The organism is Dysgonomonas sp. Marseille-P4361, from assembly GCF_900343125.1.
Lineage (GTDB): Bacteria > Bacteroidota > Bacteroidia > Bacteroidales > Dysgonomonadaceae > Dysgonomonas.
Map to the genome: position 1 here is coordinate 15036 of NZ_OPYL01000006.1, position 13515 is coordinate 28550.

Annotated in this window: 13 protein-coding genes; 12 read left to right on the forward strand and 1 reads right to left on the reverse strand. The window is 37.5% G+C overall.

The genetic code is table 11. The features are described from left to right. Nucleotides 1-10 precede the first annotated feature (10 nt). The 12 genes from DHU68_RS11290 to DHU68_RS11345 all read left to right on the forward strand — a co-directional run bounded on the left by DHU68_RS11290 (nt 11) and on the right by DHU68_RS11345 (nt 12611). Nucleotides 11-997 (forward strand): family 43 glycosylhydrolase, encoded by a 987-nt coding sequence (locus DHU68_RS11290; protein ID WP_108823104.1) that lies wholly within the window; start codon nt 11-13, stop codon nt 995-997. 113 nt (nt 998-1110) lie between these two features. Further along, nucleotides 1111-1701, forward strand: coding sequence for a TetR/AcrR family transcriptional regulator (locus tag DHU68_RS11295; protein ID WP_108823105.1), 591 nt, complete (start codon nt 1111-1113; stop codon nt 1699-1701). 24 nt (nt 1702-1725) lie between these two features. Then, nucleotides 1726-2472, forward strand: a complete 747-nt coding sequence (fabG, locus tag DHU68_RS11300) for a 3-oxoacyl-[acyl-carrier-protein] reductase (protein WP_108823106.1) — start codon at nt 1726-1728, stop codon at nt 2470-2472. 184 nt (nt 2473-2656) lie between these two features. Further along, nucleotides 2657-3502 (forward strand): RsiV family protein, encoded by an 846-nt coding sequence (locus tag DHU68_RS11305; RefSeq protein WP_108823107.1) that lies wholly within the window; start codon nt 2657-2659, stop codon nt 3500-3502. 1 nt (nt 3503) lies between these two features. Beyond that, nucleotides 3504-4124, forward strand: coding sequence for a 16S rRNA (guanine(527)-N(7))-methyltransferase RsmG (gene rsmG / locus DHU68_RS11310; RefSeq protein WP_108823108.1), 621 nt, complete (start codon nt 3504-3506; stop codon nt 4122-4124). A gap of 53 nt (nt 4125-4177) precedes the next feature. Next, nucleotides 4178-4819 (forward strand): NAD(P)-dependent oxidoreductase, encoded by a 642-nt coding sequence (locus tag DHU68_RS11315; protein WP_108823109.1) that lies wholly within the window; start codon nt 4178-4180, stop codon nt 4817-4819. A gap of 177 nt (nt 4820-4996) precedes the next feature. Beyond that, nucleotides 4997-5641, forward strand: a complete 645-nt coding sequence (locus tag DHU68_RS11320) for an MBL fold metallo-hydrolase (protein ID WP_108823110.1) — start codon at nt 4997-4999, stop codon at nt 5639-5641. A gap of 15 nt (nt 5642-5656) precedes the next feature. Continuing rightward, on the forward strand, nt 5657-8509 hold the full coding sequence (gene gcvP, locus DHU68_RS11325; RefSeq protein WP_108823111.1) for an aminomethyl-transferring glycine dehydrogenase: 2853 nt from the start codon (nt 5657-5659) through the stop codon (nt 8507-8509). Between the two features lie 262 nt (nt 8510-8771). After that, a complete protein-coding gene (locus DHU68_RS11330; protein WP_108823112.1) occupies nt 8772-9104 on the forward strand; it encodes a heavy-metal-associated domain-containing protein in 333 nt (110 codons plus the stop codon). Beyond that, nucleotides 9101-9562 (forward strand): copper resistance protein NlpE, encoded by a 462-nt coding sequence (locus DHU68_RS11335; RefSeq protein ID WP_108823113.1) that lies wholly within the window; start codon nt 9101-9103, stop codon nt 9560-9562. Before DHU68_RS11330 ends, DHU68_RS11335 begins: the two co-directional genes overlap by 4 nt. A gap of 200 nt (nt 9563-9762) precedes the next feature. After that, nucleotides 9763-10800 (forward strand): aspartate--ammonia ligase, encoded by a 1038-nt coding sequence (gene asnA, locus DHU68_RS11340; protein WP_108823114.1) that lies wholly within the window; start codon nt 9763-9765, stop codon nt 10798-10800. 137 nt (nt 10801-10937) lie between these two features. Then, the gene (locus tag DHU68_RS11345) at nt 10938-12611 is read left to right on the forward strand and encodes a nucleoside kinase (RefSeq protein WP_108823115.1); all 1674 of its coding nucleotides are present in this window, start codon (nt 10938-10940) and stop codon (nt 12609-12611) included. Between the two features lie 43 nt (nt 12612-12654). Here the strand turns inward: DHU68_RS11345 and rnc are convergent, their stop codons facing one another. Continuing rightward, nucleotides 12655-13512 (reverse strand): ribonuclease III, encoded by an 858-nt coding sequence (gene rnc, locus DHU68_RS11350; RefSeq protein ID WP_108823116.1) that lies wholly within the window; start codon nt 13510-13512, stop codon nt 12655-12657. Nucleotides 13513-13515: the final 3 nt, after the last annotated feature.

The window sequence follows — 13515 nt, forward strand, 5'->3', positions numbered from 1 at the left end:
CTATTGATGAATGAAAGATAAAATCATTTATTGTTTTCTTATACTGAATAGTTTTTTATGCTATTCTTCGTTTCATTGTAATGCTCAAAATCGAATGATGTTTGCGGATACAACCCGTGTAGGACGTCCGTTTTCTAAAGATCCGCATGTAGTGAATTTTGATGGTGCTTACCTTATGTATTATTCTGTTCCTCCTAAAGAGGGAGTTGCAAATAGCGGTTGGAATATAGGTATTTCCCGAAGCGAAAACCTGATAGACTGGGAGGTAGTCGGGGATATAAAACCTGCTGCCGAATATGAAGCTAAGGGACTGTGCGCACCGGGTGCTTTGGTGCGGAATGATACGATTCATTTGTTTTATCAGACATATGGAAACGGACGAACTGATGCGATTTGTCATGCTTATTCTATAGATGGAATTAATTTTAAGCGCAATGAGACAAACCCTATATTCTCGCCTACCGGAGACTGGAATTGTGGCAGAGCAATAGATGCAGAAGTGATTTTATTTAAAGATCAATATTTTCTTTACTTTGCGAGCCGTACCCCCGATTATGAAATACAGATTCAAGGAGTTGCTACTGCGCCAGTCTCAACAAATTTTAATAAAGACGATTGGGAGCAAGCTTGTGATAAAGCCATCCTAGAGCCCAAATACCCGTGGGAAGGAAAATGTGTAGAGGGTGCGTCGGTAGTGCAAGTAGGGGATGAATTGGTAATGTTTTATGCCGGAGCGTATAATAACGATCCGCAACAGATAGGTGTGGCAAAAAGTAAAGATGGAGTAAAGTGGGAGAGGTTATCTAATAAGCCATTCTTGCCGAATGGAGATAAAGGAACCTGGAATTATTGTGAGTCGGGGCATCCTCATATATTCAAGGATGCTACAACAGGGCGAACCTATCTATTCTATCAAGGGAATGATGACAGAGGTAGGACTTGGTTTATTTCTCAACAGGAAGTATTCTGGGAGGGAAGTGACCCTTATCTAAAGTAAATATTCGTGCCGGAACTGCTTGTTATATGCAAAAACACTATAAAATCTATATAGTTTCAATATTTTTATACTAAATTTGCACACTTGGAATATATGTGTGCATTTTCTATTGTATGGCCATAAACAAGACGAGAAATATACTAATTGATGTCGCTCGCCAATTATTCGCAAGATTGGGAGTGGAAAATACGACCATGAATGATATAGCGGTAGCTTCTCATAAGGGGCGACGTACGTTGTATACATATTTCAATAACAAGAATGAGGTTTATCAGGCTGTGCTCGAAACAGAGCTCGATCAAATGTTTCATGCCTTGCAAACAGTGGCTAACAAGAATCTTCCCGCCGACGAAAAATTAATGTTGTTCTTTTACACGCGTTTCGATGCTATAAAAAATGTAGTGGCACGAAATGGTACGTTGAAAGCTGACTTCTTTAGAGATATATGGCGGGTGCAAAATGTGAGAAAAGCATTTGACTTGAAAGAAATTCAGGTCTTGAAAGATATTTTGAACAAGGGAGTAGAGCAGGGAGTTTTTGAAATGCCCGATACGCAAGCTACTGCCGAAATTCTTCATCATGCACTAAAAGGATTAGAGGTACCTTATATACGGGGGCAAATCAGGGCGGAGAGTCTTAAGACAGAGTCGCAACGTGAGAATATTGCTTACCTGATATTTGAGGGAATAAAAAAGAAAAAATAATTGCAAACTTAATGTATAAAAATTATGAAATTACTAGAAGGTAAAACCGCTATTATTACAGGAGCTGCACGTGGTATTGGTAAAGCAATTGCCCTGAAATATGCAGAACAAGGAGCTAATATCGCATTCACAGATTTAGCTATCGACGATAACGCTAAGGCTACAGAGGCTGAAATAGCAAAGTTTGGAGTGAAAGTTAAAGCTTATGCTTCTAATGCGGCTGACTTTGACGATACACATAAAGTTGTAGAGGCAATCGTAAACGATTTCGGAAAAGTAGATATCCTTATCAATAATGCAGGTATTACTCGCGATGGACTGATGATGCGTATGACTGAGCAACAATGGGATATGGTAATCAATGTAAACCTAAAGTCTGCTTTTAATTTCATTCATGCACTAACTCCTGTGTTTATGAAACAAAAAAGCGGAAACATTATCAATATGAGTTCTGTAGTAGGACTTTCCGGTAATGCCGGTCAAACAAACTACTCGGCGTCTAAAGCTGGTATGATTGGTCTTGCTAAATCTATCGCCAAAGAGCTAGGTTCAAGAAATGTTCGTGCAAACTGTATTTGTCCCGGATTTATCATCACAGAGATGACTGGAGTATTACCTGATGATGTGAAGAAAAAATGGGCAGAGCAAATCCCGTTACGTCGTGGAGGAACTCCAGAAGATGTTGCTAATGTGGCAGTATTCTTAGGTTCAGATCTTTCTTCTTATGTAACAGGTCAGGCTATTCCGGTTTGTGGTGGAATGAATATGTAATATATATCACTTTATTAGGAATAATATAGAAAGCAAGGTTGAAAAATCTTGCTTTTTTATTTTCTATTAGAGTGATAACTTCCTTGTTGTGTGTTTTAGCGTGCTAGCGCAGGTAATTTTAGGTAATTAAAACTTGTATTCCTCTATTTTCATAGTATATTTGTATTAGTTAAAGAGATGTATTATGAAAATAAAAGCCACTCTTCTCAGTCTGACTATTCTTCTGTTCTTCGCTTTTTTTTCTTGCAAAACAGATAAGAAAAAAGCCGACGAATCGAATGATATAGTCTATGACACAATTTCTGTTTCGGAAGTTTATCATATCGATAATGACAGTACCAAGCCTTTCTGCTCTCTTGATATACATTATGTTTATCCTACAGAGTATAGCGATAAAGAAATATTGGCAGCAGTACAAAGCGAATTGAACTATGTATTGTTGGAAGATGAAAGATATGAGAAAATGAATCCGCGGGAGGCTGTCGACAAGTATGTAGTAGATTATATCGATCATTACAAGCGTGATGTTGAGGAGCAATTTCCTGAATGGGAAAAATCAGGAGAGGCTGAAGATTATTTCTCTTATCGCAAAACCTTGAATAGTGAGTTGAAATATAGCAAAGGAGGACTTATCTCTTATCAAATGGTATCGACAGATGATAAAGGTGGTGCAAACTCATCTAAATTCTCTAGGAATATTGTGGTAGATTTGGAGACAGGAAACACTGTAAACGAAAAAGATATTTTCTTGCCAAATTACAAGGATGCTCTGAATACGTTGCTTGTGAGTAAGATAATGAGACAAAATAATGTAACGAATGTAGAAGATCTTGTCGCTTACGGATATATAGGTGTAGAGGATTTAACATCTAATAATAACTTTTTTGTCGACGATAAAGGGATCACTTATGTATTCAATCCCGGAGATTATTCTATCTTTACATTAGAAATAAGGGTGTTTATTCCTTATGCTGAAATCAAATCAATGTTAAGAGAAGATTCGCCAATCTCTAATTTGGCAGGACTATAAAATGGATATACTATTAAAATATTTCCCCGATATAACAGAGCTGCAAAAACAACAATTTGCAGCTTTGTATGATTTATACCTCGACTGGAATTCAAAAATAAATGTTATTTCAAGAAAGGACATTGAAAATCTTTATACTCATCATGTTCTTCATTCCTTGTCTATCGCAAAACTCATACAGTTTGCGGATGGAACACAGATAATGGATGTGGGAACGGGAGGAGGTTTCCCTGGAGTGCCTTTAGCCATATTGTTTCCGCAATGTGAGTTTTTACTGGTAGATAGTATAGGTAAAAAAGTCAGAGTGGCGACGGAGGTTTCTAACGCAATCGGTCTGAAAAACATTCAGTTTCGCCATTGTAGAGCAGAAGAGGTTAAAGAAAAATTTGATTTTGTGGTCAGCAGAGCAGTGATGCCATTGCCTGACCTCGTAAAAATTGTTCGAAAAAATATCTCTAAAGAAAATCGCAATGCGCTCCCTAATGGTTTGATCTGCCTTAAAGGAGGAAATCTGGAAGGAGAACTTCGTCCGTTTAAAAAGGCGGCAGAAGCGGATGACCTCTCTATGTATTTCGAAGAAGAATTCTTTAAGACAAAAAAGATCGTTTACGTTTTACTCTAAACAATACCTCTTGTAGCTTGTTCTAATTATTTAAACCATTAAATAATTAGCGTATGAAAGTAGCTTTAATCGGAGCGACAGGCTTTGTTGGTTCGCATTTGTTGGAAGAACTATTGAGTAGGAATTATGAGGTAACAGCTATCGCACGCGATGTGAATAAAATCCCTTTAAAAAACGAAAAACTACATGTAGTCTCTGCCGATATTACGAATGTTGATGCTTTGGCTGAAGCCCTTAAAGGGAATGATGTCGTAGTAAGTGCATATAATGCAGGATGGTCTAATCCTAATTTGTATAACGATTTTTTGAAAGGATCGGAAGCTATCCAAAAAGCAGTGAAACAGTCGGGTGTGAATCGTCTTATTGTTGTAGGTGGTGGCGGAAGCTTGTTTATCGATGGAGTCCAGATAGTAGATGGACCCGATTTCCCGGAGCAATTCAAAGCCGGGGCTACAGCAGCAAGAGATTATCTGAATATGTTAAAAAATGAGGCTGAATTAAACTGGACGTTTTTCTCCCCAGCTTTAGATATGTTTCCGGGAACTAGAACAGGGCAATATCGTTTGGGCACTGAAAGTCCTGTTTTCGACAATGACGGAGAATCTAAAATATCGGTTCAGGATGCTGCTGTTGCAATAGTTGATGAAATAGAAAAATCTAATTATTCGCGACGAAGATTTACTGTAGGCTATTGACTTTTTAGTTTAAATCTATAAGGTATTATAATGTTTTATATAGAAGACAGTATGGAGGGAATTCATGCTGTCTTTTTGTGTATTTATAACAAAACTTAAGAAGAAAAATGACTAGTTTCGCATCAGATAAATATATATCTTTATACTTGTTATTAACAGATAGTCATTAAAAAATATATGAAGGTCAAAATATTTGAATTTAACCCAATTAGCGAAAATACATATGTAGCATATGATGAAACAAAAGAGTGTGTAATAATCGATCCGGGCTGTTTATTCCCCGACGAAAAAGAACTTTTGCTGCATTTTATTTTAGACAACGATCTTGTTGTAAAACATTTATTAAATACTCACTTGCATTTCGATCATGTATTCGGAAATGCTTTTATATACGATCAGTTCAAGTTGGAAACAGAAGCAAATCAGGCTGATGAGTTTTTGTTGGCTCAAATGCCATCGCAGCTAGAAATGTTTGGTTTTGGTAAGATGGGCAATGTCGCTATTCCTAAAATTGGAAAATACTTGAAGGAAAATGATGTTGTTACATTTGGAAATCAACGCCTTGTTGTATTCGAAATTCCGGGGCACTCTCCCGGGAGCATTGTTTTTTATAACGAAGAAGCGGGTTGTGTATTTGTAGGGGATGTTCTTTTCAGGGGTAGTGTTGGTCGTACAGATCTTGTGGGCGGTAATCACGAGCAGTTGATCACAGGTATAAAAAAGAAATTACTGAACTTGCCGGGAGATACAGTTGTTTATTCGGGACATGGTCCATTAACAACAATAAGAGAGGAAATGAAAACTAATTTTTATTTACAATAAACTATAGGGAAACACATGAAAACAGAGAAATTTCACAAACGCCATATAGGCATTAGCGAAGAAGATGAAAAATTGATGCTTGATAAAATCGGTGTCAAGTCGTTAGATGAGTTGATAGAGCAAACAATCCCTCAAAATATCAGACTAGAGAACGGAATAAGGTTGCCCGAAGCATTGAGTGAGCATGAATATGCTGAAGAAATGGCCTTAATGGCTTCCAAAAATCGTATCTGTGCATCTTATATTGGTATGGGGTGGTACGATACCATTGCTCCGGCTCCTATAATTCGCAATGTGTTTGAAAATCCGGTGTGGTATACTTCTTATACCCCATATCAGGCCGAAATATCGCAAGGACGCCTTGAGGCCTTGATGAATTTTCAGACTGTGGTAAGTGAACTTACAGGTCTGTCTTTGGCAAACTGCTCTTTATTAGATGAAGCAACAGCCGGAGCTGAGGCCGGTACTATGATGTATGCTTTGCGTTCTCGCGATCAGGTAAAGGGTAATGTGAATAAATTGTTTGTAGATGAAAATATTTTCCCTCAAACACTGGCAGTAATCAATACCCGAATGGCTCCTCAAGGCATAACGGTTGTTGTTGGAGATTATAAAACAATTGATCTGAAAGATGGTTTCTTCGGAGCAATTATACAATATCCAAATTCAAATGGAACCATTCTTGATTATACAGAGTTTACTCAAAAAGCAAAAGATGCCGACTGTAAAGTTGCAGTAGCTACAGACTTGATGGCGCTTACATTGTTAGTTCCTCCAGGTGAATGGGGAGCGGATATTGCTTTTGGTAGCAGTCAACGTTTTGGTATCCCTATGTTTTACGGAGGTCCTTCTGCCGGATTCTTTGCAACGAAAGAAGAAAACAAGAGAAATGTTCCGGGGCGTATCATCGGTGTATCTAAAGATGCATACGGTAAACCTGCTTATCGCATGGCATTGCAAACTCGCGAACAGCATATCAAGCGTGAGAAAGCAACATCAAATATCTGTACGGCTCAAGCCTTATTGGCTACTATGGCTAGTTTCTACGCTGTCTATCATGGGCCAAAAGGATTGAAGGAAATAGCAAAACGAATTCATTCAGCAACTGCTCTTGTTGCTGACGAGCTTAAAGAATTAGGATATACAGTCTTAAATGATCAGTATTTCGATACTTTGAAAGTTGCGCTTCCAGAAGGTGTGACGCAAGAGGCTCTTCGTTTCCAAGCTGAGATGAGAGATATTAATCTTCGTTATTTCGAAACAGGAGAAGTTGGAATCAGTATAGACGAAACAATAACAGAGTATAAAGCTCACGAATTGCTAGCTGTATTCTCTCTTTCTGTAAATCGTATGAAAGTATATATGATTGATGATCTTCCCGAAAAGATGACAATCGGAGATAAGTTTATCCGTAAGAGTGAATATTTACAACACGAAGTATTTAATTCTTATCATACCGAGACTGAGCTGATGCGTTATATCAAACGCTTGGATAGAAAAGATATTTCGCTTGCTCATTCTATGATTTCTTTGGGATCATGTACAATGAAGCTGAATGCAGCATCGGAAATGATACCTCTTTCGTTAGGAGGATTTCAGAATATACATCCGTTTGCACCAGAGTCGCAAACGCAAGGTTATCAGGAGCTGATTACCGAATTAGGAGAATACTTGAAAGAGATCACCGGTTTTGCAGGTGTTAGCTTCCAACCTAATTCAGGTGCAGCAGGTGAATATGCCGGATTGATGACAATTCGCAAATATCAGGATAGTATAGGGCAAGGACATCGCAATATTATATTGATTCCTGCTTCGGCGCACGGAACAAATCCTGCTTCGGCTATACAGGCAGGATACGAAACAGTGACTATTGCATGTGACGATCATGGTAATGTGATCTTAGATGATATGAAAGCTAAAGCGGAATTGCATAAGGATAATCTTGCCGGATGTATGATCACTTACCCATCAACTCATGGTATTTTTGAAAAAGATATTAGAGAGATGTGTCAAGTTGTACACGATTTTGGAGGTCAGGTGTATATGGACGGTGCGAATATGAATGCACAGGTTGGTCTTACAAATCCAGGTTTTATCGGAGCTGACGTGTGTCACCTAAACCTTCATAAAACATTTGCTATCCCTCATGGAGGTGGTGGTCCGGGAGAAGGTCCTATTTGCGTTGCAGAGCATTTAGTTCCATTCTTACCTCATCATCCAGAACTGGATGGCAGTACATTGAATACAGTAGCTTCATCTCCATATGGTAGTGCAGGTATTCTTCCTATAACTTATGGCTATATCCGCATGATGGGTGCAGACGGTCTGACACGTGCAACCAAGATTGCGATTCTAAGTGCCAACTATCTGGCAGAGTGTTTGAAAGATACCTATGGAGTTGTGTATAGAGGAACTTCGGGTAGAGTCGGACATGAACTTATCCTTGAATGCAGAAATGTAAAAGATGCTTCGGGTATAACTGAAACTGATATAGCTAAACGCCTAATGGACTACGGTTACCATGCTCCAACCTTATCTTTCCCCGTACATGGTACGTTAATGATTGAACCTACCGAAAGTGAGAGTCTTGCTGAATTAAATCGCTTTGTGGATACAATGAATCAGATTTGGGAAGAAATCAAGGAGGTAGAGAATGGCGCGTATTCGAAGGAAGATAACGTTTTAGTAAATGCTCCTCATCCGGAATATGAAGCATGTGCCGATGAGTGGAATCATGCTTATCCTCGTTCGAAAGCTATTTATCCACTCGAATTTGTTAAGAATAATAAATTCTGGATAAATGTCGCACGTGTAGATAATGCCTTTGGCGATAGAAATCTAATCACATGCTTGTGTGATATGGGATAAATATTTATTGAAAATATTCTTTTATACTATCAGCAGCTATCTGAAAATAGCTGCTGATAATATATATGGAGGTGTTCTATCTTAATTACTATTGTCTTATTGTAAGAAAAAGAATGAACCTCAATAGACGGAAATGCTAAAAGAATTAATAAAATAATAAAATATTAGGCTTTTTAATGATAAATTTGTTCCTTGAAATTGTAATTAGTCAACTATTCTGTTGGTTGATTGTTTTATTTAGTGAACACAAAATAGAAAAACTATGAATCTTAAAATTTTAGTAATTACGTTGGTTTTAGTATTTGCAGGAGCAGCTATTGCTGTTTTTGCTCAAGATAAGAAGCCGAAGAACGATAGGGAGACGGTTGTTTTTGATGTGTCTATGACATGCGAAAACTGTCAAAAACGCATAGAGAAAAATATTGCGTTTGAAAAGGGAGTGACAGATATGAAAGTTGATTTGGAGAAGAAAACTGTTGAAATAGAATACAAAAAAAGTCAAACAACAGTAGATAAACTTCAGAAAGCAATTGAAAAACTAGGCTATGAAGCTAAAGTCCATAAAGATGAACCTAAAAAAGAAGATAAGAAATGAAACAATTTTTAATTGCAATAGCATCGGTGTTTTTCCTCATTAGTTGTGTAGGAGGTCAAAAAGTAAAAGAAGAACAAGTGGAGGAGCAAGCTTCTGTTAGTGAATTTGAAGCTATAGCAGAGGGAATTGATGATGGTCATAGCGCTCGTGTCTCTTTAGATTACCAAGGAACCTATACAGGGAAAATCCCTGCTGCGGATGCTCCGGGCATAAATGTAGTAATTACTCTTTCGGATAGTACTTATGTAAAAACAATGGAGTTTGAAGGTAAAAAAGACAGCAAATCCGAGTATAAGGGAAAGTATGAATGGAATAAGGCCGGTAACACAATAACTCTTTTTGGAACAGAAAGAGAGCCGGATCAATTCTTTGTTGGAGAGAATACTTTGATCATGCTAGATATGGAAGGTAAACGTATTACTGGAGATTTGGCAGAACATTATATTTTGAATAAGTAAATTCTTATATTTCATAGGGAACCTCTTATTATTCCTCAGGATAATAAGAGGTTTTTTATATGCATAGGTGTATTTTTTATACATTTTTAGTATATTTAGTATGTCATATTGTAAAAACAAAGTCAAATTATTCTTTCATATTGATTTAATTTGCTTACATTTGTATTTAAAATGATTTTAAAATATTAAATATATAGTTAATGAGTTATTTGATTAAGCCCGCTGGGTATCAAGCCTTACTTGATCTTCAGCAAACAGAAATGGGGATTAAGCGTATAAAAGATTTTTTTCAACAAAATCTATCCTCAGAGCTGAAATTGCGTAGAGTTACTGCTCCATTATTCGTCTTGAAAGGAATGGGAATAAATGACGATTTGAATGGTGTGGAGAGGGCTGTCAATTTTCCGATAAAAGATATGCAGGATGCCTCGGCTGAAATTGTACATTCGCTCGCTAAATGGAAGCGTTTGACTTTGGCTGATTATTATATTAATGAAGGCTATGGTATCTATACAGATATGAATGCCATCAGAGCCGATGAGGAACTCGGAAATCTACATTCCTTATATGTTGATCAATGGGATTGGGAACGAGTGATGACCCCAAAAGACCGTAATGTTGAGTTCCTTAAAAAGGTTGTGAATCGGATTTATTCAGCGATGGTGAGAACTGAATATCTGGTATACGAAGCATTCCCCGTAATAACTCCGGTATTGCCCGAAGAGATTACATTTCTTCATGCAGAGGAACTATTGCAACGTTACCCGGGATTAACAGCCAAAGAAAGAGAAGATAGTGCAGCCAAAGAATTTGGTGCAGTATTTATTATTGGTATTGGATGTAAATTGAGTAGTGGTGAGCCTCATGATGGCAGAGCTCCGGATTATGATGATTGGATTACTGAAACCGAGAATGGGTATCGAGGGTTGAATGGCGATCTTATTGTGTGGAACCCTGTGTTGCAACGATCGGTGGAATTATCATCAATGGGGATTCGTGTTGATAGAGAGGCTTTGTTGGAGCAATTGAGGATATCGGGTCAAGAGTCTCGTCAAGAGCTTTATTTTCATAAGCGATTGCTAGCAGGAGAGCTACCTCAGTCGATAGGTGGGGGAATAGGTCAGTCTCGTCTATGTATGTTCTATTTGCGTAAAGGACACATCGGAGAAATTCAGGCTGCCATATGGCCACAAGAGATGCGATTGGAGGCAGAGAAGAACGGAATGCCTCTGATATAAGATAAAAGATAGCTTTGCGCAGATAGTATGGCGTGAATCTATTTTATAGACTAAATAAAGTTTATTAACTTTATCAAATAAAGGATGCTTACTTTAAGCGTCCTTTACTTTTTAGTAAAACATAAAAATAATTGTTTATGGGAGGTAAAGTTACTATTTACTGTGCAGATATAAAAGAATATAAGGAGTTCCCGGCCGGAATCTCTTTGATTGAAATACTAGAAGAATTAGCTATTCAGCCTAAATTTAAGATTGTTGCAGCTAGGGTCAATAATAAAGTGGAGCCTCTTGAATATAGGGTCTATCATAATAAAACGCTTTCGTTTATTGAAACTACAGAGTCGACAGGGATGAGGGCATATGTACGTTCTTTATGTTTCTTGTTTGCTAAGGCTGTGGATGAGGTGTTTCCTCATGCTCAGTTATTGATCGAACATCCTATCTCGTTAGGCTATTATTGTTCAATAAAGGGCATTCGAGAGATTGATCAAAAAGGAGTTGATCGGATAAAAGAAAAAATACAGGAATATATTGATGCAGATTTACCTTTTTATCGTGTCGAAGAAGAGACGACGAGAGTTGTAAAGATGTTTAGAGAAAGAGGCTTTGAAGATAAAGCGCTCTTGTTAGAAACTTATGGAGAATTATATTCTCAATATTACCGTTTCGGAGACTCTGTAGATTATTTTTATGGATGTTTAGTTCCTTCTTCCGGTTATATTGATATCTGGGGGTTGGAGTTGTACAAAGACGGTTTGTTGCTTAGGGTGCCTAATCGTAGCAACCCGGTGGAACTTGAGCCGGTTATTAAACAAGACAAAATGTATGATGCCTTTGATGAGCATTTGAAGTTCCTTGATATTACTGGTCTTAGCAATGTAGGGGATATGAATAAAGCTAATCAGCAAGGATTGATGTCTGATGTAATCAAAGTGTCTGAAGCCTATCAAGAGAAACACATTACAAAGATTGCCGAAAAGATTGCCTCCAAAACAAATAAAGGAAAAGGAGTTCGAATTGTTCTAATCTCAGGTCCTTCTTCTTCGGGAAAAACAACATTCCGTATGAGGTTGGAAGTGCAATTGATGGTTAATCTGATAAAGCCTATCGGTCTGTCACTCGATGACTATTTTGTCGATAGAGATCTGACTCCTTTGGATGAAAATGGAGACTATGACTTCGAGTCGTTATATGCATTGGATATTGCCAAGTTTAATGAGGATCTAGAAAAATTATTAGCTGGAGAAGAAATAGAGCTTCCATCATTTAATTTTGCTACTGGTAAGCGCGAGTATAAAGGCAAGAAGCTAAAGCTAGAAGAAAAATCAATCTTAATTATTGAAGGAATTCATGGCTTGAATCCTGAGTTGACGGCAGTAATACCTGATCACCAAAAGTTTAGAGTTTATGTGTCGGCTCTGACTGCTATCTCACTAGATAATCATAACTGGATTCCAACAACAGATAATCGTTTGTTGAGAAGGCTCATTAGGGATTATCGTTATCGCAATTATTCAGCAATAGATACATTGTCTCGCTGGAAAAGTGTGAGGGCTGGTGAAGATAAATGGATATTTCCTTATCAGGAGAATGCTGATGAAATGTTTAATTCGGCAATGATGTATGAATTTGCAGCTATCAGAAGTTATGCAGAACCTATTTTAGCACAGGTTCCAAATAATGTTCCTGAATATGAGGAAGCACATCGTTTGTTGAAATTCTTGCGTTATTTTAATAATATAAATGATAGAGAATTACCTCCGACTTCATTGTTGAGAGAATTCTTAGGTGGAAGCAGTTTTAAATACTAACTATAAAGGACAAATAAAGCTATCTCGGTCGAGATGGCTTTTTTTATTGCTTATGATTTTCTTCTATTTGAGAAGTTGGCTGAATATCTTTTTCTGCATGCTTTGTGTATAAGTCGTCATGCATTTTTTGCTCTTGTTCGTGTTGTTTAAGTATGTGATTGAGAAAATCGCTTTCGTTTTGTATTTTGTCAAAAGCTTCTTTTGCTGCCTTTTGTTGCGATTCTTTTTTTGAATAACCTGTGCCAATACCGGCTTGTTCTCCTACAATGACAACAGCTGTTTTGAAAACTGGAGTATTGTCTTCGTTTACATAGCTGTCTATAAGGTCGAAACTAACAGATATTTTTTGCTTTTGGCTCCACTCTATAAGTCTTGATTTGTAATTGACTTCAAGTTCTGCAACAGAGTCTATATTGAGGTATTGCTGAATCAGACGTTCGTAAACAAACTTTTTGGTAACTCGATAACCTTGATCAAGGTATATGGCGCCAATCAATGCTTCGAGAGCATTGCCGTACATGTGTGTGTTGTGCGTATTATTTTTGGTCGAAGCCTTTACGAAGCGGTCAATACCTAGCTCCAAAGCTAGTTTGTTTAAAGTCTCTCTTTGTACAATCTTTGAACGTACAGTCGTAAGGAAGCCTTCTTTTTTGTATTCAAATTCTTTGAAAACGATATCAGCTACAGTGGCATCTAATATGGCGTCGCCAAGAAATTCTAGCCGTTCGTTGTTTATCCATCTTCCATCTTTTAGTTTTATCGAAGATGATTTGTGGCGAAGAGCTTGCTCGTAGAGCGTTATATTGTATGGGTAAAAACCGAAGATCTTATAAAAAGAAGTGTAAGGCTCCTTCCCTCTTTTAGGGAGAAGTCTTACACTTCTATATATCTTCTTAAGCACGGT